20 protein-coding genes are annotated in these 22,665 nt (G+C 70.6%); 11 read left to right on the top strand and 9 right to left on the bottom strand.

What is annotated here, in order from left to right; translation table 11 throughout:
• Positions 1 to 117 precede the first annotated feature (117 nt).
• From IG98_RS0133265 to IG98_RS0133250, 4 genes are all read right to left on the bottom strand, one after another.
• On the bottom strand, positions 118 to 1,581 hold the full coding sequence (locus IG98_RS0133265) for a hypothetical protein (RefSeq protein WP_157594658.1): 1,464 nt from the start codon (positions 1,579 to 1,581) through the stop codon (positions 118 to 120).
• Between the two features lie 78 nt (positions 1,582 to 1,659).
• Positions 1,660 to 2,619, bottom strand: coding sequence for a LysR family transcriptional regulator (locus IG98_RS0133260; RefSeq protein WP_030921441.1), 960 nt, complete (start codon positions 2,617 to 2,619; stop codon positions 1,660 to 1,662).
• 372 nt (positions 2,620 to 2,991) lie between these two features.
• Complete coding sequence (locus tag IG98_RS0133255; protein ID WP_030921439.1) at positions 2,992 to 3,588, bottom strand: P-loop nucleotide/nucleoside kinase family protein; 597 nt, start codon at positions 3,586 to 3,588, stop codon at positions 2,992 to 2,994.
• A gap of 7 nt (positions 3,589 to 3,595) precedes the next feature.
• A complete protein-coding gene (locus IG98_RS0133250) occupies positions 3,596 to 4,417 on the bottom strand; it encodes a patatin-like phospholipase family protein (protein WP_030921437.1) in 822 nt (273 codons plus the stop codon).
• A gap of 118 nt (positions 4,418 to 4,535) precedes the next feature.
• On the opposite strand from IG98_RS0133250, the gene soxR reads away from it, so the two are divergent.
• The 6 genes from soxR (at position 4,536) to IG98_RS0133220 (ending at position 12,968) form a co-directional block, all read left to right on the top strand.
• Positions 4,536 to 5,012, top strand: coding sequence for a redox-sensitive transcriptional activator SoxR (soxR, locus tag IG98_RS0133245; RefSeq protein WP_030921435.1), 477 nt, complete (start codon positions 4,536 to 4,538; stop codon positions 5,010 to 5,012).
• A 225-nt stretch (positions 5,013 to 5,237) separates the two neighbouring features.
• On the top strand, positions 5,238 to 8,174 hold the full coding sequence (locus tag IG98_RS0133240; protein ID WP_051753274.1) for a cellulose binding domain-containing protein: 2,937 nt from the start codon (positions 5,238 to 5,240) through the stop codon (positions 8,172 to 8,174).
• Positions 8,175 to 8,618: 444 nt separating this feature from the next.
• Positions 8,619 to 9,176, top strand: coding sequence for a TIGR02611 family protein (locus tag IG98_RS0133235; RefSeq protein WP_084195825.1), 558 nt, complete (start codon positions 8,619 to 8,621; stop codon positions 9,174 to 9,176).
• Between the two features lie 212 nt (positions 9,177 to 9,388).
• Positions 9,389 to 9,763, top strand: a complete 375-nt coding sequence (locus tag IG98_RS0133230) for a hypothetical protein (protein WP_030921431.1) — start codon at positions 9,389 to 9,391, stop codon at positions 9,761 to 9,763.
• Between the two features lie 497 nt (positions 9,764 to 10,260).
• Positions 10,261 to 11,460 (top strand): PucR family transcriptional regulator, encoded by a 1,200-nt coding sequence (locus IG98_RS0133225; RefSeq protein ID WP_030921429.1) that lies wholly within the window; start codon positions 10,261 to 10,263, stop codon positions 11,458 to 11,460.
• Positions 11,461 to 11,822: 362 nt separating this feature from the next.
• Positions 11,823 to 12,968: an AI-2E family transporter gene (locus IG98_RS0133220; RefSeq protein ID WP_051753273.1), complete on the top strand. Its 1,146-nt coding sequence runs from the start codon at positions 11,823 to 11,825 to the stop codon at positions 12,966 to 12,968.
• On the opposite strand, the gene IG98_RS0133215 is transcribed toward IG98_RS0133220, so the two are convergent.
• On the bottom strand, positions 12,969 to 13,757 hold the full coding sequence (locus IG98_RS0133215; protein WP_030921425.1) for a TetR/AcrR family transcriptional regulator: 789 nt from the start codon (positions 13,755 to 13,757) through the stop codon (positions 12,969 to 12,971).
• A 126-nt stretch (positions 13,758 to 13,883) separates the two neighbouring features.
• On the opposite strand from IG98_RS0133215, the gene IG98_RS0133210 reads away from it, so the two are divergent.
• The 4 genes from IG98_RS0133210 to IG98_RS0133195 all read left to right on the top strand — a co-directional run bounded on the left by IG98_RS0133210 (position 13,884) and on the right by IG98_RS0133195 (position 17,357).
• On the top strand, positions 13,884 to 14,876 hold the full coding sequence (locus IG98_RS0133210) for an ATP-binding cassette domain-containing protein (protein ID WP_342666868.1): 993 nt from the start codon (positions 13,884 to 13,886) through the stop codon (positions 14,874 to 14,876).
• 148 nt (positions 14,877 to 15,024) lie between these two features.
• Positions 15,025 to 15,855 (top strand): ABC transporter permease, encoded by an 831-nt coding sequence (locus IG98_RS0133205; protein ID WP_037971855.1) that lies wholly within the window; start codon positions 15,025 to 15,027, stop codon positions 15,853 to 15,855.
• A 159-nt stretch (positions 15,856 to 16,014) separates the two neighbouring features.
• The gene (locus IG98_RS0133200) at positions 16,015 to 16,287 is read left to right on the top strand and encodes a hypothetical protein (RefSeq protein ID WP_030921416.1); all 273 of its coding nucleotides are present in this window, start codon (positions 16,015 to 16,017) and stop codon (positions 16,285 to 16,287) included.
• Between the two features lie 122 nt (positions 16,288 to 16,409).
• The gene (locus IG98_RS0133195) at positions 16,410 to 17,357 is read left to right on the top strand and encodes a TolB-like translocation protein (RefSeq protein ID WP_157594657.1); all 948 of its coding nucleotides are present in this window, start codon (positions 16,410 to 16,412) and stop codon (positions 17,355 to 17,357) included.
• 128 nt (positions 17,358 to 17,485) lie between these two features.
• Here IG98_RS0133195 and IG98_RS0133190 read toward each other — a convergent pair whose 3' ends face one another.
• The gene (locus tag IG98_RS0133190) at positions 17,486 to 17,806 is read right to left on the bottom strand and encodes a GroES family chaperonin (RefSeq protein ID WP_030921410.1); all 321 of its coding nucleotides are present in this window, start codon (positions 17,804 to 17,806) and stop codon (positions 17,486 to 17,488) included.
• A gap of 119 nt (positions 17,807 to 17,925) precedes the next feature.
• Between IG98_RS0133190 and IG98_RS0133185 the strand changes: the two genes are divergently transcribed.
• A complete protein-coding gene (locus IG98_RS0133185) occupies positions 17,926 to 19,533 on the top strand; it encodes a DUF885 domain-containing protein (protein ID WP_030921407.1) in 1,608 nt (535 codons plus the stop codon).
• A gap of 2 nt (positions 19,534 to 19,535) precedes the next feature.
• Here IG98_RS0133185 and IG98_RS0133180 read toward each other — a convergent pair whose 3' ends face one another.
• The 3 genes from IG98_RS0133180 to IG98_RS0133170 form a co-directional block, all read right to left on the bottom strand.
• Positions 19,536 to 20,330, bottom strand: a complete 795-nt coding sequence (locus IG98_RS0133180; protein ID WP_030921405.1) for an ABC transporter ATP-binding protein — start codon at positions 20,328 to 20,330, stop codon at positions 19,536 to 19,538.
• Complete coding sequence (locus IG98_RS0133175; RefSeq protein ID WP_245651826.1) at positions 20,327 to 21,394, bottom strand: FecCD family ABC transporter permease; 1,068 nt, start codon at positions 21,392 to 21,394, stop codon at positions 20,327 to 20,329. Before IG98_RS0133175 ends, IG98_RS0133180 begins: the two co-directional genes overlap by 4 nt.
• A 94-nt stretch (positions 21,395 to 21,488) precedes the next feature.
• Positions 21,489 to 22,565, bottom strand: coding sequence for a FecCD family ABC transporter permease (locus IG98_RS0133170; RefSeq protein WP_245651825.1), 1,077 nt, complete (start codon positions 22,563 to 22,565; stop codon positions 21,489 to 21,491).
• Between the last annotated feature and the right edge of the window lie 100 nt (positions 22,566 to 22,665).

The raw sequence follows: 22,665 nt of genomic DNA, 5'->3' as shown, positions 1-22,665 counted from the left end.
CTCCTTGTTTCCGCCACGTCAAAGCGACTTACGCCCTCAACCTGCTCCATTATGCCTATCGGTGATTTTCTTTTGCTCAGTCATCGACATAAGGGAGCCTGCGTGCCCGCCAGGGGATCAGCGCCGGGCGTCCCCGCCCGGCGCGCCGGGGGCTCGGCCGAGGCGCCTGAAGAAGGCCGCCACCGCGTAGGGGTCGACGGGGTCGGTGAGCAGCTCCAGCATCTCCTCCCTCCGCTCCGGGGCGACCTTGAACGGGTGGCCGAACACGCGCGGGCCCTCCCCGTCGCCCAGCAGCCGGGTCAGCATCAGGTCTCCCGGCAGCGCCTGCCCGGAGAGCAGTTCGTCGGCCAGCGTTACCCGCTCCCCATCCCGGCCTCCGCCCTCGGCGGCGGCCACGGTGATCTCGTTCCCGGAGACGTCGAGGACCTCCCACAGACGCAGCGGCGTCCGCCGCCACGACTCCAGCAGTCCCACCTCGTCGTCGCGCAGCCACTCGGCGCGCGCGTCCAGGAACTCGCCGACCACGTCGTTCTCGAACAGGGCCAGGTCCGCCAGGGCCGGCTCGGCCACCCGGACGCTCAGCGCGATCAGGTCCTCGATCAGCCGCCTGCGGGCCGGGCGGTAGGCGTACGCGAGCAGTTGCCGGTACAGGTGCGCGGCGCGCTCGGGCAGCGGGGCGCCGGGGTCGGTGCGGCACGCGGCGTACTCGGCCGCGTCGTGCACGGCCGGAGCCAGGCCGGGGGCGAGGGAGAGCACCTCGGAGATCAGCCCGGACGCCTCGAACGAGCGGCCCTCGCCCTCGGCCGACCTGGCGATCAGCAGCAGCGCGGCCGGTTCGGTGCGGGGCAGTGCCTCGACCAGTGCCGGGCCGAGCGGCTCGCGCTCCACCTCGTCGGCGATCCTCGCCAGCACCGTGTCGGAGCGGGACAGGTAGGTGACGGCCTTGGAGAGGTCGGCGCCCTCGCCGTAGGTGCGCAGCGCGCTGCGCACCAGGGCCAGCCTGATGATGTCCAGTGGCGCCAGATCGGCGACCGACGCCGTGTCCCAGGGCGCGCCCACGATGCCCACCCTGCCGCCGCGCACCTCCAGCGAGGCGTTGCGCAGCAGCGGGGCCAGCGGCGGCAGCGGGTCGGCGAAGGTCTCCGGGGCCTTCATCAGCAGCTCCAGGACCACCACGTCGACCGGTACGCCCGGGCTGGGCTCCAGCCCCTCCGCGAAGGCGCGCAGCGCGTCGAGGGCCTGCTCGCCGAACTCCTGGACGACCCGCATCACCCGTTCCGCCGGAACGTCGTCCAGTTCGACGGCCGACAGCTCCAGGACGCCGTCGCGCAGGCGCAGCGCGATCACCTGCTCGGGCTCCAGGCGGGCCAGCCAGCCCTCGGGGCCGGTCAGGACGGGCTCTCCGGTGTCGAGAGAGGTCAGCACCCGGCCGCCCCCGGCCAGCGGCACCCCGTCGCCGTCGGCCAGCCGCGCCCACAGCCGCAGGTCGTCGGAGGCCGGCAGCACCCCGCTCGCCAGCTCGGCCCGGGTGACGAGGTGCGTCAACACCGCGCCCTCACTCAGCCTCAGAAGGTCGCTCATCATCCCATTGTTCTCGACGTCCGGACATGGCGACGCCGCCCTCCCCCCCACGAGCGGGGGGAGGGCGGTGCCGTCACGTCAGGGAGAGGTGCCCAGCCCGGGCTTGTCGGCCAGCCAGGCGGCGTACCGTCTGCTCCGCCCGACCGCGTCGGAGTGCGCGGCCTTCGCGTGTTCGAGGATCGCCGTGGCGGCTCTGGCGGTGGCCGCCTCCGGGTGCCAGCCGAACAGCTGCCGCCAGCGCAGCGGGGCCCCGGCCAGCGGCACCAGCTTCAGCCCCTCGGCGGGCTGGAAGGTCGCCTGGCAGAGCGCGGCGGCGCGGCCGACCTTGGCCAGGTGCATGCAGGTGGCCACGTCGGTCTCGTAGATGGTCTTGGGGGTGAAACCGGCGCGGGCGCAGGCGGTGGCGAAGCAGTCGCTGAAGCAGCTGTCGCCGGGGGTGACGGTCCACTGCTCGTCGGCCAGCTCGGCCAGCTCCACCTCCTCCCTGTCGACCAGCGGATGGTCCTCGTTGAGCAGTACGAAGACCGGGTCGGTGCCCACGGTCGACCACACCACCGGCCCCTCCACCGGCGGCGGGCTCTCCCCGCAGGCGCCGATGAACGCGAAGTCGATCCGGCCCAGCATCACCATGGTGGTGAGCTCCTTGGCGGACCAGGAGGTGTAGGTGCTCACGGGAGTGGACGGCCAGGCGGTGGCGAGGCGGTCCATCAGGCCGCCGAGTATCGGGCCGTTGGTGGCGCCCAGCCGGTAGCTGAGGACATCGGCGTTCGCGTTGGCGAATCGAAGCGCCTCCTCCTGGAGTTCGCGGGCCGCGGGCAGCAGCACCATCGCGCGTGACAGGACCAGCTCCCCCAGGGGCGTGGGCCGCGCGCCGTTGTGATCGCGTTCGAAAAGAGCTCCCCCGAGAACCCGCTCTATCCGTTTGAGCTGTGCCGTCAGTGCGGGTTGGGCCAGTCCAAGGTGGGTGGCGGCCTTGGTGACGCTACCGGCCTGTGCCACCGCGCGCACGATCTTGAGATGTCGGAGCTCGAGATCCATACCGGGAACGTAAGGCCGTTACGTTATGCCTGCAATGCAAACTTGTCATGAAATATGACTCAATTTTGTCGAATCGTTCCAAAAGGGATTCTGGTCCGGAAATTGGGGCGTCTTGGGGTGACCGTTGGCGTCTGCCGGGGGCCGAATCCGGAAGATCCCGATTCCTATGGTCGAGAGCCGGTGCCGGTGTCCGGCATCCGAGATTTCCGCGATTCGAATTTCACCGGGGTTTCGGGCGCCGGGCACGCCGATATCCGGTGCCCGGGATTCCGATACGGACGCGCCGGCGTCCGTCATCTCGCTCTGCGAGAGGACCGCCGGGTTTACCCGGCAGGTGAATCGCTTTCCCGTCCCGGGTCCGGCGCGGGCCGGTCAGGGTTCGGAGACGCCACGGCGGGAGGCGATGATCCTCTCCAGCTGTGCCGTCAGGGCGGGCGCCCCCGGACGGTTGTCGACCTCGTCGTGCGGCACGACGGGTGGTTCGTCCACCCTGATGGCCCGCAGGTAGTCCTCGAAGCGGCCGAGCTTGCCCGCGTCCCTGGCGAGCCCCCTGGCCTCCAGCCGGGAGCGCAGCGCCGCACCGTCCGAGCGGACCCAGAGCAGGCGCACGGGCGGCCCGCCCAGCCGCCCGACCCAGCGCTCCCACACCGCCGCGTCGTGTACCTGGGTGGTGAAGGGGCCTTCCAGCATCACCGGGCAGCCGTGCGAGCGGATCTGCCGGGCGACCTCGGTCAGCCCGTCGTACTCGTACCGTTTGATGTGCTCGTTGTACCAGGGGCCTTCGCGTTCCCCGTCGTCGCGGCCGTGGGCGCGGAGGGTGGCGGCGACGAAACCGCCGTAGACGGTGTCCTTGTCGAGCAGCGCGGGAGGTGGGTCGAGCAGCGCCAGCAGCGCCGCCGCGACCGTCGACTTCCCCGCTCCGGGAGGTCCGCTCACCACCCAGAGCGGCGCCGCCCCGTCCGCGCCCACGTCGTTCTCAGTCCTTCCAGACCCCGGCCACGCCCGCCGCGACGGCGGGGGCCTGGGCGAGGCCGGCCTGGAAGGCGGGGCGCCACAGCGCCGGGTCGAGGACGTTGACGCCGAACACGGCGACCGACGCCTCGTCGGGGACGATGTGCGCCACCGCCGCGTCCCCCAGCTCGGCCAGCTCGGCCTCGAAGCGCGCCCTCGGTGAGACGTGCGCCAGCGGTTCCAGGATGACCACGGCCGAACTGCCGGCCGCCAGATCGGCGTTGGTCGCCGAGCGCACCCCGCCGTCCATGTAGCGGCGCCCGCCGATCTCCACCGGCGGGAACACGCAGGGGACCGCGCAGCTGGAGGCGACCGCGGACACCAGCGGCGCCCCCGAGTCGCGTTCCCAGACCACGAACTCGCCGGTCGCCGCGTCGACCGCGGTGATCAGCAGGCGGCGCTCCGGCCACTCCTTGACGGGCAGCCGGTCACCGATCGTCTCGATCCTGGCGCCGGTGTCCTTGGTGGCCAGGGCCAGCTCGCCGACCCGGCGCCGGGCCTCCCGCGGCTCCAGGGACGGGTCGTACAGCACGCCGAAGGCGGCCATGACCGCCTCCATGTCCACCGCGGAGACGGTCGCGGACTCGGTGTCCGCCTGGACGCCGACCGAGCTCTCCAGGTCGACCTCGGTGGTGACCAGCGTCCCGACCACCGAGCCGGCCGAGGTGCCGACCACCAGGTCGGCCTCTCCCAGCTCCAGTCCCGCCTTGCGCAGACCCGTGATGATCCCCGCCTCCCAGGCGATGCCCGCCACGCCTCCGCCACCCAGTACCAGTGTTCTCGTCATGCGGCCTATTCTTACCCGAATATCCCTCTGGAGCCGAGGGGGACGGCTGGACGAGCTCCGGCGAACGGCGTGCCGGCCGATAACCTCAATCTAAGTTGAGGTCAGGGTAGACTGCCCTATGCCCAACAATCCGGAGATAACCGTCGGCCAGCTCTCCTCGCGCAGCGGGGTCGCCGTCTCCGCCCTGCACTTCTACGAGTCCAAAGGACTGATCCGCAGCCGCCGCACCGCGGGCAACCAGCGCCGCTTCTCCCGTGACACGCTGCGCAGGATCGCCTTCATCCGGGTCTCCCAGCGGGTCGGGATCCCGCTTCGGGCGATCCAGGAGGCGTTGTCCGCGCTCCCAGACGAGCGGACCCCCACCAGGGAGGACTGGGCCAGGCTCTCGGCGATGTGGCAGCACGAGCTCGACGACCGCATCAGGCAGCTCGAACGTCTCCGGCACGGGCTGACCGAGTGCATAGCCTGCGGCTGCCTCTCGCTGGACCGCTGTGCGCTGGCCAACCCGGACGACGTGGCCGCGGCGAGCGGGCCGGGCTCGCGGCTGATGGTCGCTCCCCGCCGGGAGTGCGCCCCCGATTGCGGACCGGAGTAGGCCCGGGGCAGGCGGGACCCCTTCCCGGCCCGCGTCCTCTCCGTGCGGTACGCGGTGATCCGGCACGGATTTGTTAGTTGTCTGTTCAAACTATTGACGGCGCGGGGTCCGGCATGTGAACCTCTGGGCGTTCATGCACGCGCATCATGGGCGGTCGAAGGTCAGGGTCCCGTCACCTGATCGTGCATGGCGGTTTGTCCGTTGCATTGCGAAGGGAAGCCGTACATGCGAAGAAGGCTGTTCAGCATGCTCACCGCCGCGGCGGTGGCGTGCGCGTCGGTCGGCGTGGCCGTCGCGGGCGGGGTCGCTCCGGCGTCCGCGTCCGGGACCGCCGCTGCCGCCGCCGAGACGTACACCTGGAAGAACGTCAGGATCGACGGTGGCGGGTTCGTGCCGGGGATCGTGTTCAACCAGAAGGAGAAGAACCTGATCTACGCCCGCACCGACATCGGCGGCGCCTACCGCTGGGAGCAGGCGAGCAAGACCTGGACTCCGCTGCTCGACTGGGTGGGCTGGGACAAGTGGGGCTACAACGGCGTGGTCAGCCTGGCCACCGACCCGGTGGAGACCAACCGGGTCTACGTCGCCGCCGGGATGTACACCAACAGCTGGGATCCCAACAACGGCGCCATCCTGCGCTCCGCCGACAAGGGCGCGACCTGGCAGGCCACCGCGCTGCCGTTCAAGCTCGGCGGCAACATGCCCGGCCGGGGGATGGGCGAGCGGCTGGCCGTCGACCCCAACAAGAACAGCGTCGTCTACTTCGGCGCGCCCGACGGCAACGGACTGTGGCGCAGCACCGACAAGGGCGTGACCTGGGCCAAGGTCACCTCCTTCACCAACCCGGGTGACTACGCCGCCGACCCCTCCGATCCCAACGGCTACCTCAGCCACCGCCCCGGCGTGGTCTGGGTGACCTTCGACCCGAGCTCGGCGACCGCGGGCAACACCACGCAGAAGATCTACGTCGGTGTCGCGGACAAGGCGAACACCGTCTACAGCTCCTCCGACGGCGGGTCCACCTGGAGCAGGGTGGCCGGGCAGCCCACCGGCTACATCGCGCACAAGGGCGTGCTCGACCACGTCAACCACACGCTCTACATCGCCACCAGCGACACCGGCGGCCCGTACGACGGCGCCAAGGGCGACGTGTGGAAGCTCAACACGACCACCGGTGCCTGGACCCAGATCAGCCCGGTCCCCTCCAGTTCGGCCGACGACTACTTCGGCTACAGCGGTCTCACCATCGACCGGCAGAACCCCGGAACGATCATGGTCGCCACCCAGATCGCCTGGTGGCCGGACGTCGTCTTCTTCCGCTCCACCGACTCCGGTGCGACCTGGACCCGCGTCTGGGACTTCACCTCCTACCCGAACCGCAGCTTCCGCTACACGATGGACGTCTCCTCCTCGCCGTGGCTCACCTTCGGGGCCAACCCGCAGCCGCCGGAGACGACGCCCAAGCTCGGCTGGATGACCGAATCGCTGGAGATCGACCCGTTCGACGGCAACCGCATGATGTACGGCACCGGCGCCACGCTCTACGGCACCGAGGACCTGAAGAAGTGGGACACCGGCGGCCAGTTCACCATCAAGCCGATGGTGAAGGGACTGGAGGAGACCGCGGTCCTCGACCTGATCAGCCCGCCCTCGGGAGCCCCGCTGGTCAGCGGTCTCGGCGACATCGGCGGTTTCCGTCACACCAACCTCGACGCCGTACCGCCCATGATGTTCACCTCGCCCAACTTCACCTCGACGACCAGCCTCGACTACGCCGAGACCAATCCGTCGATCATGGTCCGCGCGGGCAACTTCACCGACTCCGACCGGCCGAACGACAGCCACGCCGCGTTCTCCACCGACGGTGGCGCCAACTGGTTCCAGGGCACCGAGCCGAGCGGGATCAACGAGGGCGGCACGATCGCGGCCGCGGCCAACGGGTCCAGGTTCGTCTGGGCGCCCAAGGACGTGGGCGTGCACTACTCGGTCGGCTACGGCAACTCGTGGACCGCCTCCACCGGGCTCCCGACCAATGCCGTGGTCGAGTCCGACCGGGTGAACTCCAACAGGTTCTACGGCTTCAGCGCCGGAAAGTTCTACGCCAGCACCAACGGCGGCGCCTCCTTCGCGGCCACCGCCGCGACCGGGCTGCCCACCGAGGGCAACGTCAAGTTCAAGGCCGTGCCCGGCCGCGAGGGTGACATCTGGCTGGCCGGGGGATCGACGACCGGCTCGGGCATCTGGCACTCCACCAACGGCGGCGCGTCGTTCACCAAGCTCTCCGGCGTCACGAGCGCCGTCAACATCGGCTTCGGCAAGTCCGCCACCGCCTCCGGCTACCAGGCGCTGTACGCGGTCGCAACGGTCGGCGGCGTCAACGGCGTGTTCCGCTCCGACGACGCCGGCACGAGCTGGGTCAGGATCAACGACGACCAGCACCGGTACGGCAACGCGGGCGAGGCGATCACTGGCGACCCGCGTGTCTACGGCCGCGTCTACCTCGGCACCAACGGCCGAGGCATCCTGTACGCCGACAACGGCGGGGTCGTCCCGCCGGTCGACACCGTCCCGCCGACCACGCCGGGTACTCCGGTCGCCTCGGCGATCACCTCCTCGGGGGCGGCACTCACCTGGACGGCCTCGACGGACGCCGTCGGGGTGAGCGGTTATGACGTCTACCGCGAGGCCGGGGCGACGGATGTCAAGGTCGGTTCGCCGACCTCGGCGTCGTTCGCGCCGACCGGGCTGACCTCCGACACCTCGTACACCTTCTACGTGATCGCTCGTGACGCCGCGGGGAACAGCTCCACCGCCTCCGATCCGGTGACCTTCAGGACCCTCACCGGGCCGGTCGGCGGCGGCTGCACCGCGACCTACACGGTGTCCAACTCCTGGCCCGGCGGCTTCCAGGGCGAGGTGTCCGTGAAGAACACCGGCACCTCGGCGACCACCGGCTGGACCGTCAAGTGGTCGTTCCCGAACGGTCAGACGATCACCCAGCTCTGGAGTGGCGTGCATACCCAGACCGGCGCCGACGTCACCGTGAAGAACGCGAGCTGGAACGGCGTCCTGGCCGCCGGGGCCTCCACCTCGTTCGGCTTCGGTGCCTCCTGGACCGGTACCAACGGCGTTCCCGCCAACGTCACCTGCACCGCCCCCTGACGGCGCCTTCCGCGCCCACGAACGGTGTTTTCCTGACGGCCTGGTCACCCCGGAGGGGCGGCCGGTGAGGGAGACCTGCCGGTGCGGCCCGTCGCCGAGGCCGGGGGGTCCAGGCCGTCGGACGCACCGGCGCTCCCGGTGCCCCGTGAAGAACCACGGGGCACCGGGAGTCCGTACGGCCCCGCCCACGCCCCGAACGGGCGTGGGCGGGGCCGTTCCGCTTCCGCCGTTCCGCTGGGCGATTCGCGGCGTAAGTGCTACCTGTCGTCCTATACGTTGTTCGCGGGTATGTCCGGCCGAACGGAGGGGGCCCGGTCCAGGTATCCCCGGTCTCCGACCGGAGGACCCCATGGCCTCCGCCTTAAGGATGATGTAAGGCGTCAACGGCGACCGGGCCGCCCGGCAGAGCCTATTGTGAAAGAAACCAATTGTCCGGGGGAGAGCATGGCGATCTCAGACGGTGTGCGCAACCCTCAGGACGAGACGGGACGCCCGTCGGAAACCGGCGCCGCCGACGTGCCAGACGAGATCGTTGACAGGCGGAACGAGGCCCGTGACGGTTGGAGCGAGGTCCGCGAGACCGCCGACGCCGACGTGCCGAAGGATGAGGCCGCCGGGCGACCCGGTATCCACGGCCGGCTCGACGGGATCAGGTCCACCCGTGCCGGACGCCTCACCCTGAAGATCGTCATCGGTACCATCGGCGCGGTGCTGGTCATCGGCGGTCTCATCATGGTGCCCTTCCCAGGCCCCGGCTGGCTGGTCGTCTTCGCGGGGCTGGCGGTGCTGGCCACCGAGTTCCACTGGGCACACCGGCTGCTGGAGTTCGGCAAGCGGACCCTGTCGGCCTGGACGGCCTGGCTGGGCCGCCAGGGCTGGAGCGTCAAGATCCTGGTCGTCCTCGCCGCCGCGGTGACCGCCACCGCCATCGTCTACTACGGCCTCAAGCTCAGCCTCGACCTCGACCTGATCGTCGAGGCCCAGAAGCTCATCACCCGATAGCCCGCCTCCAGCGCGAAGCTCTTCAGCAGCGGCAAGGGCTGCCGCTCTGACCGGCAATGACAGGTATGTCGGGGCAACGAGATCGGCACCCCCGGGAGTTTTACCCGGACTCGGTCACCTCGTTATCATCCCTGGATGTGACTCTCCGTAGTGTCTCCACGTCCGATCCGCAGGGACGGATCGGCAGAGACGAATAAGGAGAGTGACGTTCGATGCGCGCCCTGTCCTCGATGTTGGTCCTGGCGGCCGCCGGAGCCGTCGCCCTGACCGGCACCCCCGCCCACGCCGATGACGTCAACCTGTCCGCGAGGGTGCAGCCCGGCGAGGAGGTGTTCCTCACGCCCGAGCTCGTCCCCGGGCGCCAGTACAACGGAAACGTGCTGGTCAAGCTGGACAACAACAGCGTGCCCGTCAAGGTCAGGGTCGGCAACTGCCGCGGCCGGTACATCGGGTCGGTGCCGATCGCGGCCAACGACCACGCCGCGTACGTTGCCGCCAGCAGCCCCCAGCCCGCCCAGTGCATCCGCTACCGGGTGAAGAACATGGGCGACACGACGGCCGCCATCACAGGCACCGGCTACTTCTAACTCTGTACTGACTGCGACGCTGGCGCGTCGCGGTTCGACCGCTCTTGTCCGGCTCCTTCCCGAGGAGAGCGGGGTCGCTCGTTCCTCGCGACCCCGCTCTCCTCGGTCCAGTCCCCGGCGCGGCCTCACGGGTTGCCGGCGACGCTGACGCGTCGCGGTTCGGCCGCTCTTGCCCGGCTCCTTCCCTCGTCGAGGGAGGCCGCTCGTTCCTCGCGACCTCGCTCTCCTCGGTCCAGTCCCCGGCGCGGCCTCACGGGTCGTCCCTCAAGGACAGAGAGCATGAAACATGTCCCCAGGGTGGTTCTTGGGGCGGCTCGTCGGCTTGGTTGGAGGGGATGTGGCCGGGTGCTGGGGGGTGGGGGAAGCCTCACGGGAGGCGGTCGCGGGTGGTGATTTCTTGTTATGGGGATGAGTGGGAGCGCCGGGGAAAATGTGCGCTGCGGTCAGCAGACGGTTTCCTGACATCGGAGTAGCGTCCGAAGTCAGGAGGAGTCCCCGTGAGCCTTGCCCGTGTCGTCGAACAGCCGCAGGCGGACATCCCCCGGGAGTTCGCCGAGGCTCTCCGCCCCTATCTGGACGTCCTGGCCGAGGAGATGATCGGCGAGATCCAGGCCAGCGTGCCGGAGTACTCCCGGCAGAGCGGCGCCTACGCCCGCATCGTCAGGCACGCCGTCGAGGAGGCACTCGCCGGATTCGTGAACCGGGTCGGTGACCGGGGGGCGAGCCGGTCCCGGCTGCTGGAGGTCTTCCGTGCCGTCGGCGGCGGGGAGGCCGCGGAGGGGCGCCCCCTCGACTCGCTCCAGTCAGCGCTGCGGATCTGCGCCAGGGTGGCGTGGCGGCGGCTGGCCGAGGAGTCCGAGCAGCTCAACCTGTCCCGGCAGCGCATGTGCGACATCGGGGAGGCGATCCTGGTCTACCTCGACGAGATCGCCGCCGCGGCGGCCGACGGCTACTCCGAGGCTCAGGTCCGGGTGGCGGGAGAACTCGAACTCAGGCGCCGCAGGCTGCTCGACCTGCTCGTCGCCCACCCGGCCGCCGACTCCCGCGCCGTGGCCGACCTGGCCAGGTCGGTGCGCTGGACCATGCCGCGCACCCTGGCCTGCGTCGCCCTGGCGGCCCGCGCCCAGGGCGATCTGCCCAGGCCGGGCCTCCCGCCCGACGTGCTCGTCGACCTCGACCGCTCCGACCCCTGCATGGTCGTGCCCGACCCCGAAGGCCCGGGACGGCACGGCCTGCTGAACGCCATGGCGGCCGACTGGACCGTGGTGATCGGCCCCGCGGTCGCGGTGAGGGAGGCAGGTCTCTCGCTCAGGCTCGCCAAGGACGCGCTGGCCCTGGCCAGGCGCGGGGTGCTGGACGGCCGCCGGATCATCAGGGTGTCCGAGCACCTCGCCACCCTGATGATCTTCCAGGACGAGCCGCTGATCCAGATCATGGGCCGGGCCCGGCTGGAACCCCTGCTCGCCCTGCGCCCCGCCCAGCGCGACCGGCTGGCCGAGACCCTGCTGGCCTGGTTGCAGAGCGGCAACGCCACCGAGGTCGCGGCCAGGCTGCACATCCACCCGCAGACCGTTCGCTACCGCCTCCGCCAGGCCACCGAACTCTTCGCCGACCAGCTCGGCACCTCCGGCGACCGCTTCGAACTGGAAGTGGTCCTCCGGGCCCGCGCCGCCGGTCTCACCCCCGCGCCGGGCTGAGGCGGCTCCACACTCACCCGGCATCCGGGGCGGACGCCCCGTCCTGCGGGCCCCGCCGCCCGGTTCGGGGTCTCTCCCCGCAATGATCGTTCTCAGACGCGGGTTGTCTGAGACGTGGTTGTCCTGCCGGGCTGTGATGAGAGAGTGCGATGTCGACGCAGTCGCGTCCGCGGCCTGGAACCCCGGAGATGACGGTGCGGCCGCCCTTTTTGCCGGGCTTCTGGGAGAAACGGATGTACGGCTCCTTCTACTATGAAGCAGGGCGCCGTTTCAACAGGGCGAAACAGGGCAAGCGGCGCTACGCCAGCCTGAGTCCTGTGCGTTGATACGGGCCCGATCATGAGGATGCATAGGGTGATCACATGCCTGCCACGCTGAGTACCACGAAAACCAGGGCCGCACTGCGCACCTCGGCACGCATCTCCGCGGAGATGCTGCTGGTCCTGCTGATGAGCGCGGTGGCCCTGTGGGTCCTGGGCCGGATGTGGTCCGTGGTCTGGCCGCTCGTGGTCGCACTGCTGCTCACCACGCTGACCTGGCCGATAACCCGTTTCCTGCGCCGGCACGGCTGGCCTCCCGCCCTGGCCGCGTCGGCCGTGACCGTGCTGTTCCTCCTGGTCGCCGCGGGCATCGTGGTCCTGATCGTCGTGCCCGTCGTGGCACAGTCCGGAGAGCTGGCCACCGGCGTGGTCGACGGCATCAAGCAGGTGCGCGCGTGGGCCGCCGGGCCGCCGCTGAACATCGGCAACGAGCAGGTCACCAGCGCGCTCGACGCCATGATCGCCCGCATCCAGGACAGCATCGGCGGCATCGTCACCGCCACCGTGACCGGGGTGGGCGTCGTTGCCAACGGTCTGATCACCACCGTCCTCGCGCTCTTCCTGATGTTCTTCTTCCTCAAGGACGGCCCGAGGTTCCTGCCGTGGCTGACCCGCCAGCTCCCCGGCCGCCTCGCCGTGGACGTGCCGACCGTGGCCGCACGCGGCTGGGACACCCTCGGCGCGTTCGTCCGCTCCCAGGCGTTCGTCGGCCTGCTCGACGCCGTCTTCATCGGCCTCGGCCTGTGGATCGTGGGCGTGCCGCTGGTGTTCCCGCTGGCGGTCCTGACCTTCGTGACGGCGTTCGTGCCCATCGTCGGCGCCCTGTTCGCCGGTCTCGTCGCCGTGCTCATCACGCTGGTGTCGAACGGCCCGACGGACGCGCTGATCGTGCTGGCCATCATCGTCGCGGTCCAGCAGCTGGAGGGCAACGTGTTCCAGCCGATGGTGCAGAGCCACGGCCTGGGCCTGCACGCGGGGGTGATCCTGCTCGCGGTGACGCTGGGTGCCAGCCTGGCCGGCATCGTGGGCAGCCTGCTCGCCGTACCGGTCGCCGCCCTGATCGCCATGGTCTGGAACTACCTGCGCGAACAGCTCAGCGACCCGCCCCGGGAACCCCAGGCCGACGCGGCCGGACCGCCCCAGAAGCCCGAGACCGACACGGCCGTACCGGCGAAGGAGCCCACCTGATCAGTGGCCCTGTCTCCCGTTCGCCGGGTTCCGGCTCGCGATCAGGTCGGTGACGCCGTCCAGGATGCGGTCCAGGCCGAAGGTGAGGGCGTGGGCGGGGTCGGAGATCGCGTGATGGGCCTGGCCCGCGGCCTGGCCGACCCGGGAGGCGACCGGGAAGCGGGCCTCGTCCATGATCTTGTCGAGCAGCGGGGCGTTGGACAGCCACCACTCGACGTCGGTCATCCCGCTCTCCTGCTGGACCCGCGCCTGGTTGGCCGCGGCCCTGGCGGTGCTCTGCACGTGGCTGAGGACCAGGGCCAGCACGGAGTCCATCTCGACGTCCGTCAGGCCGACGCCGTCCAGCGGGCGTAGCTCGGCCTCGTACTTGAGCGACGCGTTCGGCCCCAGCGTGGAGCGGGCGTCGATGACCTGCAGCAGCCACGGGTTGCGCCGGTAGAGGTCCCAGTTGCGGGCGGCGACGAACTCCAGCGCGCCCCGCCAGCCGCCTGCCTGCCGGGACGGGGCGTCCACATCGGCGTACAGCTCCCCGTAGGCGGTGTCGACCATGAGGTCGATCAGCTCGCCCTTGCCGGGGACGTGGGTGTAGAGGGACATGGTCCCGGCCCCCAGCCGCTCGGCGACCTGGCGCATCGAGACCGCTTCGAGCCCCTCGGCGTTGGCCAGTTCGATGGCGGCCAGGACGATCGAGCGCACGGTGAGCCCGGAGCGCCCCGGCTTGCTGTGCGAACCCCACAGCAGCGCCAGGCTGCGTGCCGGGTCGGCGTCGGAAGCTTTCTTCGCACTCACGGGAACAGTCTCCAGATTTTCGTCGTTGGGACCACCGTAGCTGAGTCGTACGATGTACGGTACGGTCTACGCTCTACGGAGGGCAACGGTGTCAGCCGGTAAGACGGGTGGAAAAAGGTGAAACAGGTGGTTGTGAGAGCGACGGAGTTCGCGATCGCCGCGCACGACGTGCGCAAGAACTACGCGGGTGCCTCCGAAGAGGCGGGTCTCAACGGGTTCGACCTGGAGGTGGCGGCCGGAACGGTCTGTGGCCTGCTCGGGCCCAACGGTGCGGGCAAGACCACGGCGATCAGGATTCTCTCCACGCTCCTGCGCCCGGACTCGGGCCGGGCGAGCGTCGCGGGATTCGACGTCGTCGTGCAGGCGCGGCAGGTGCGCGAGCGGATCGGGCTGGTCGGCCAGTACGCGGCGGTCGACGAGATCCTCAGCGGGCGGCAGAACCTGGTGATGTTCGGCAGGCTGAACCACCTCCCGGCAGCCGAGGCCAGGAAACGGGCCGACGACCTGCTGGAGCGTTTCTCGCTGGCCGACACCGGCACCAAGGCGGTCGGTGAGTACTCCGGAGGCATGCGCAGGCGACTCGACCTGGCGGCGAGCCTCATCGTCGCACCCTCGGTGCTCTTCGTGGACGAGCCCACCACCGGCCTCGACCCGGCCGCCCGCCAGGAGGTCTGGTCGGCCATCCGCGACCTGGTCGGCTCCGGCACGACCGTGCTGCTCACCACCCAGTACCTGGAGGAGGCGGACCGGCTGGCCGACCGGATCACCATGCTCGGGGCGGGCCGGGTCGTCACCGAGGGCACCCCCGAGGAGCTGAAGTCCGCGATCGGCGGCGACTGGCTCGACCTCGTCCTCGCCGACCCGGCGGACGTGGCCGGGGCGGAGGCGCTCGCGGCGCGGGTCGCCTCCGGCGGGATCCTGGTGGACGCCGAGTCACGCCGGGTCAGCATCCCGGTGGCCGAGCGCACCCGGGCGCTCGTCGCCATGGCCACCGCGCTCGGCGAGGCCGGGATCGAGCCGATCGACGTCACACTGCGCCGCCCCACGCTCGACGAGGTCTTCCTGCACCTGACGGGCGGGGCCGAGGACACGGCCGCCCGTACCGGGGTGTCCGGGTGAGCGCCGCGACCGCGCTCTCCGGCAGGGGTTCGGTACGGCCACCCCGGCAGTGGGCGTCGCCGTGCGCCCCGGTGCGGGCGACCCCCCTCTCCGGCCGGGGCACCCCGGCCGATACGACGATCCCTACCCCCGATACGGAGGCACCCGCGTGAGTACGACGACCTCGATCCCGCCCGCCACCTCCCCGCTCTCCCGGTTCGGCTGGGCGCTGGCCGACTCCTGGACCATCACCCTGCGCGACCTGAGCCACTGGGTCCGCAGCCCGGGAACGGTCGCCGTCGGATGGCTCTTCCCGGTCATGATGGTGCTGATGTTCGGCGGCCTGTTCGGCGGCGCCATCGGCGTCCCCGGCGGGGGCGGCTACTTCGACTTCCTGATCCCCGGCATGTTCGCGATGACCATGCTCTTCGGTCTGGAGAGCACGATGATGGCGGTCACCACCGACGCGGCCAAGGGGGTGACCGACAGGTTCCGCTCGATGCCGATGAGCGCCTCGGCGGTCGTCATGGGCCGCGGGATCGCCGACATGCTCAACTCGGTGGTCGGGCTGGCCGTCATGATCGGGACCGGGCTGCTGCTCGGCTGGCGTGCCGAGGGCGGCCTGGCCGAGGCACTGGCCGCGGTGGGCCTGCTCCTGCTGCTGCGCTTCGCCCTGCTCTGGGTGGGGATCTACGTCGGCCTGGTGTCGGGAGGACCGGAGGTGGTGACGTCGGTGCAGATCCTGGTCTGGCCGATCGGCTTCCTGTCCAGCGTGTTCGTCGACCCCGCCACCATGCCCGGCTGGCTCGGTGCGATCGCGCAGTGGAACCCGCTCTCGGCCACCGCCACGGCCACCAGGAGGCTCTTCGACAACCCCGGCTGGGCGGGAGAGGCGTGGATCGTGCAGAACGCCACCCTCATGGCGGTGCTCTGGCCGCTGCTGCTGATCGCCGTCTTCCTGCCGCTGTCGGCGCACAGGTTCCGCCGGCTCGGCGGCTGACGGAGTGGGCCTCCCGGCCGCCGGATCTTCGTGCGGCCGGGGGAGGTCCTGTTTCCCAATGGATCACAACGTTTGCCGCCGCGAGAAGATGCTCCGGGTTTTACATCGTGGTGACGGGATTCGTCGGGGCCTGTAACTGACGGTAGTGAATCTGAGGGCATGAGTGAGACGGAACGGGAACGATCCGCCTCGGGGTGGACGCTCAACAGGGAACTGCTCAACGTCGGCGCGATCATCGTCGCCGCCGGTATAGCCCATCTCGTCATGGGCCTGATCGGACATGAGAAGCACGGGCCGTTCATGCTCCTGCTGCTCGGCGGGGTGCTCGTCGCGGCGGCGCTCGGTCACCGGTTCTACGAACATCGGCGCCATCGCGTCCCCGTGGTCGGGGAGTGCCTGAGCTGCGGGGCCGCGACGGGGGAGGGGGTATGACGCGGCAGGGGCCGAAGGGAGGGCGGCCCTTCACCATCACCGGCCCCTCTTACACCTGTTCTAACCGATTCGGTCTAGATCGGGATCTTGAGAGATTTCCGGCTTAGGATTCCGGAGTGTCCGTGACTCCTGGGATTTACCGGTTCCTCGGCTGCCTTGTCGTGCCGGCCTCGATGATCCTTCCGCTTTCCGCGGCCGCGCACGCCGAGGCCGCACCCGTCGACACCGTGCTGCCCGGCACCCGGGTCACCGTACGGGAGGACGCCACGGACCCGCTCAGGGTGACGTCGTACTCCTTTGGAAAGATGACCTACCTGCGCAGGGGTGACGGGTTCACCCGGCAGGCCGCCTACCAGGAGATCACGGTCGCGCCGAAGGGGGGCAGCGCGCTGGCGGTGCCCACCTCCTACAAGAGCGGCTACGACTCGGTCGTCCTGCTCGACCTGGCGACCTCCAAGGGCACCCGGATCCGTACGGTGCGCAAACCGCTCGTCGCGCACTACGTGCACTGGAGCCGCGACGGCGGCAAGGCGGTGCTGACCACCGAGCGGAAGAGCGGCTCGGCGTGGGTGACCTCCGGGTTCGTGGTCGTCGACGTGTCCGCGAAGAGCGCCAAGACGGTGACCGTGGCCGATGTCGACAAGGCCGCGCGGTTCCGCTGGAGCTCCGACGGCACCGAGGTGGTGGCCGAGTACCAGGGCGGTGCCCGCTTCTACGGGCCGGACGGCACGGTCCGCCGCACCCTGGCGAAGACCGGCAGGCCCGCCGGTGGTGAGGATGCCTTCACCCCCTCGGGCAAGGGCCTGATGACCTGGTGCCCGTCCAGCTACACCGAGCACGTCTGCGTCTGGGATCGCACCTCGGGCAAGCTCGCGGCAAAGGTGCCCGCTATCCGGCCGAAGGCCCTGTGGGGATGGTGGGACGAGAAGCACTTCATCGCGGTCGTCCCCTCCGGGAACCACTACCAGGTGGTCTTGTCGACCCTCAAGGGCAAGACCACGCGGGTGCTGGCCGCCTTCTCCACCGAGGACTGGAACAACAAGCTCTATCTCGGATACACCCGGAAATGATCCCGTGCGGCCCGAGGGCGGGCTCTCTTTCACGCATGGGCGGACCCCGCGCCGGAAAGCGGGCCGGTCATCCGGCGGGGACGACTCGGTTCAGCGGAACCGGGCGGTGGTGACGTCCTCCGTGGAGCTCAGAGGTAGAGGCCGGTGCCGTTGTCGGTCTGCGGGGTGGCGATGGCGTGCAGGTCGCGCTCGCGCATGATCAGATAGATCTGGCTGTGGACCTCGACCTCGTACTGGTCCTCGGGGTTGAACAGGACCTTGTCACCGACCTTGACCGCCCGGACGTTCTGGCCCGCGCCGCAGACCTCACCCCAGACGAGGCGGTTGGCCATCTTCACCGTCGCCGGGATGACGATGCCGGCCGTGCTGCGCCGTTCCTCTGACTCCTGCTCGACCTTGACCATGACGCGGTCGTGGAGCATCTGGATCTCGAACTTCGGGTCACCCACATCATGAAGTTTATGGGAACAGCGGAGCCGCGCCTGCCTGTCCGTGGACGCAGAGGGGGCAAAGGCCGGACGGTGACCACATCGGTGGTGAAATCGCCTGAGAAGTAGGATCTCGCGGTATGACGTCCCCCGAGCTGGTAAGCGAATTTCTGGACTGGTACCTGGCGGAGAATCCCATCTACGCCGCCCTCGCGGGCGCGCCGGGGTACGACAGGACCCTCGGTGACTTCACCGAGGCCGGCATCCTCGCCAGGGAGCGGGAGTCGCGTCGCCGGCTGGAACGATTCCAGGGGGCCCGGGACGCCGGAGACTTCGAGGACGAGATCGACCGGGAACTCGTCATGTCCACGCTGCGCGGCGGTATCGCGTACGAGTCGTGGCCGCTCTGGCGGCGTGACCCGGCCGCCTACGTGGGCCCGATCTTCTCCTCGATGTTCAGCCCGTTCCTGCAGCGGCTCTCCGGTGAGGCCGAACTGGTGGACGCGGCCGTCGCGCGGCTGGCCGAGGTGCCGGACGTCATCGCCGCCTGCCGGGCCAACCTCGACCCCGCGCTGGCGGCCCCGCTGCTGATCGAGCGGGGGCTGGGCCAGGCGCGGACCGCTCGCCGCTTCCTCACCGAGACGGTCCCCGGCCAGGTGTCCGACGAGGCGCTGCGCGCCCGGCTGGCCACGGCGGCCGAGCCCGCGGCGGCGGCCTTCGACGAGCTGGTGGAGTTCCTCGAAGGTTTCCGGGCGGAGGGCACCTGGCGGATGGGGGAGGAGCTCTACTCCACGCTGCTGCGCGAGCGGGAGATGCTCGGCTACGGCGCCGACGAGCTGCTCAGGCGGGGGCAGGCGGCCTACGACGAGCTGGACGCGCGGATGCGCGAGATCGCCGCCCGGCTGGACGGCGGTTCGGGCGACTGGCACGCGGCCATCACCGAGCTCCAGGACGACCACGCGCCGACACTGGCGGACATGCGGGCCGAGTACGAGGCCGAGACGGAGCGGGCCAGGAGGTTCGTCCGCGAGCGCGGCCTGGTGACCTTCGCCGAGGGCGAGGAGTGCCTGGTCGTCCCGTCGCCCGAGTTCCAGCGGCCCATCCTCGCGGTCGCCTCCTACATGCCGCCGCCGCCCCTGTCGACCTCCAGGATCGGGCATTTCTTCGTGCCCTTCACCCCGTCCTCCTTCACCGGGGAGCAGGTCCGCCAGCGGCTGCGCACCAACGCCAGGGCCCAGATGCCCTCCATCGCCGTGCACGAGGCGTACCCCGGTCACCACTGGCACCTGTCCTGGATGGCGGGCAACCCACGCCGGGCCCGCAGGCTGTTCCGCACCCCATACCTCGTCGAGGGCTGGGGCCTGTACGTCGAGAAGCTCATGCACGAGCAGGGCTACTTCACCACTCCGGCCCAGGAGCTCGCCCACCTGGACTTCCGGCTCTTCCGGGCGGCCCGCATCATCGTGGACACCTCGCTGCACTGCGGTGACATGACGATCGAGCAGGCCGAGAAGTTCATGACCACGAGGTCCTCGCTCACCCCCGGTACGGCCAAGGGGGAGGTCAACCGCTACTGCGCGTGGCCCACCCAGGCGCCCTCCTACCTGACCGGGGCACTGGAGATCGACCGCATCCGCGACGACTACCTGGCCGCGGGCCGCGGCGACCTGCGCGCCTTCCACGACGCACTGGCGGGTTCCGGCGGTCTCCCGCTGGGCCTGGCCCGCCGGGTGGCGCTGGAGGCCTAGCCCTATGTCCTGACGGGAGCGCGGCGGCGGGTCTCGGGGACGATCAGCGGGGTGCCGCTCTGCGGGTCCTCGATGATCTCGCAGCGCAGCTCGAAGACCTCCCGTACCAGGTCGGTCGTGACGATCGTGGAGGGGTCGCCCTCGGCGACGATCCGGCCGTCGCGCATCACGATCAGATGGGTGGCGTAGCGGCAGGCCTGGTTCAGGTCGTGCAGCACGGCGACCAGGGTCCTGCCCTGCTCGTGCAGGTCGGCGCAGAGGTCGAGCACCTCGATCTGGTGGGCGATGTCCAGGAAGGTGGTCGGCTCGTCGAGCAGCAGGATCGGGGTCTCCTGGGCCAGCGCCATGGCCAGCCAGACGCGCTGGCGCTGGCCGCCGGAGAGCTCGTCCACGCAGCGGTCGGCCAGCTCGGTCACGTCCGTCGACTCCATGGCCGCCGCCACCGCGGCCTCGTCCTCGCGGGACCACTGGCGCATCATCCGCTGGTGCGGGTAGCGGCCCCGGCCCACCAGGTCGGCGACCGTGATGCCGTCGGGCACGATCGAGCTCTGCGGCAGCAGGCCCAGCCTGCGTGCCACCTCCTTGGAGGGCAGTGAGGTGATCACGGATCCGTCCAGGTGGACCGCTCCCGCGCGGGGCTTGAGCATCCGGGCCAGGGCGCGCAGCATCGTGGACTTGCCGCATGCGTTGGGGCCGATGATCACGGTGAACGACCCGTCGGGGATCGTGACGTCCAGGTCTCTGGCCACCACGCGCTTGTCGTAGGAGAGGGTCAGGCCGGTGCCGTACAGTCTCAACGTCGTTCCCTCCGCAGGAGAAACACCAGGTATACGCCGCCGATCGCGGCGGTCATGATTCCCACCGGCAGCTGGACCGGCGCGAAGAGGCGCTGCGCGGCCAGGTCTGCGCCGACCAGCAGGGTGGCACCGGTCAGCGCCGAGATGACCAGGGTGACGCCGGGGGAACGACTGATCCGCCGGGCCAGCTGGGGAGCGGCCATCGCCACGAAGATCACGGGTCCGGTGGCGGCGGTGGCGACGCCGCACAGCAGCACGCCGACGGCGATCGCCGCCGCGCGCACCGGCTCGACGCGGACGCCCATGGCCCTGGCAGAGTCGTCGCCCATCTCCATCATCCGCAGCGGGCGCGACAGCCAGGCGCAGGCGGGCAGGAGCACGGCCATCGCACACGCGACCGGGATCGCGTGCTCCCAGCCGCGCCCGCCGAGGCTGCCGGTGATCCACGCCCCGGCGGTGGCCGCGTCGCTGATGTCGGCGCGGGTCAGCATGTACCAGTCGGCGGAGATCAGCAGTGCGTTGACCCCGATGCCGACCAGGATCAGCCGGTAACCCTGCACCCCGCGCTGGAAGGCCAGGGCGTACACGGCCAGCGCGCCGGCGACGCACCCGGCGAGCGAGGCGCCCGCGATCTGCCAGGCGCTGCCGCCCAGCACCACGGCGGCGATGCCCCCGGTGGCCGCCCCCGAGGTGAGGCCGACGAAGTCGGGGCTGCCGAGCGGGTTGCGGGTGAGGCTCTGGAAGATCGCCCCGCTCAGCCCGAACGCGGCGCCGACCAGCAGGCCGGTCACGATGCGCGGTGCCCGCAGGCGGTTCACGATGAGCTCGGCGACCGGGGGTCCCTCACCGAACAGCGCGGCCACGATGTCGCGGATGGGGACCGTGAACTCGCCGACGGACAGCGCGACCAGGCTGACGGCCAGGCCGAGTACGGCGATGGCGGTGCCGGTGACGAGGCCGCGCGGGGAGAGCCGCAGAGACCAGGAACGCAGGCGCAGGGCGGTCGGCGGAGGCCCGGTGGGGCGGCCACTCTTCCCGGCGGGGGCCGACGGTGGGGCGATCACGAGAGGTCCATGTGGCGGGTCTCTGAGGTCCGTGCCTGGTTCATATACGGGTCCGTGCGGCGGGTTTCTGAGGCCCGTGCCGGAAGGGGGTTCTTCATAGCGCGGCGAGCCTCCGGCGGCGGGCGAGCAGGATGAACACCGGGGCGCCGACGAACGCGCACATGATGCCCACCTGTACCTCGGCGGGGGCGGCGACCACCCGGCCGAGAATGTCGGAGCCGAGCAGCACCACGGGGGCGAGCACGACGGTGTACGGCAGGACCCAGCGCTGGTCGGGGCCGGTGACGGCGCGTACCGCGTGCGGCACGGCCAGGCCCACGAACCACAGCGGCCCGGCGGCGGCGGTGGCGGCCCCGCACAGCAGGGTGACCGCGAGCGCGGTCAGCCCGCGGGTGCGGGCCATGTTCACGCCCAGTGCGCGTCCCGCCTCGTCGCCCAGTGCCATGGTGTTGAGCGGCCTGGCCATCAGCAGCCCGAGCACCAGGCCGGTCGCGAGGAACGGGGCGAGCCGGATCGCCACGTCGGCGCTGACCCCGGCCAGCGAACCGGTGAGCCAGAACCGCATCCGGTCGAAGGTCGCGGTGTCGGCCCGCAGGATCGCCGAGGCCGCGGCGTTGAACACCATGCCCAGCGCGACACCGGCGAGCGTGAGCCGTACCGGGCCGCCGCCCGAGCGTCCGGCGGAGCCGAGCGCGTAGGCCAGCACCGCGGCGGCGGCCGCGCCGGCGAACGCGAACCAGACGTAGGCGGCGGGGTCGCTCAGGCCCAGCAGCCCGATGGCGACCGTCACACCGAGCGCCGCGCCCTGGTTGACGCCCAGCAGTCCCGGATCGGCGAGCGGGTTGCGGGTGAGGCTCTGCATCAGCGCGCCGGCCAGGCCGAGCGCCGCGCCCACTCCGATGCCGATCAACGTCCGCGGCACGCGCAGGTCTCTGATGACCGTGTGGTCGGTGGACCCGTCGGGGGCGAGCAGCGCGTCCAGCACCGTGGAGAGCGGGACCGAGCGCGATCCCACCGCGATGCTGATCAGCGCCAGCAGCACCAGTATCGCCAGCGCGGCCGGCAGTCCGGCCGCCAGCGCGGCCGTACGCCGTTTCGCCGACGGCGGCGGCGTGCCGTCCGGTTCCCCGGCCGTCTCGGACGCGGCCGTGGCCACACCGGCCCTGCTCACCGGTCCCCCTCTCTGTCGGTATAGCTAAGGTAAGGCTAATCTAATGAAATAGCCATTAAGGTAAGCCTATCCTTTGGAGAGCGAAATGTCCCTACCTGTC

The sequence above is a fragment of the Streptosporangium amethystogenes genome, from assembly GCF_000721075.1.
Taxonomy (GTDB): Bacteria; Actinomycetota; Actinomycetes; order Streptosporangiales; family Streptosporangiaceae; genus Streptosporangium; species Streptosporangium amethystogenes.
This window is presented reverse-complemented; position numbering and strand designations above follow the sequence as displayed.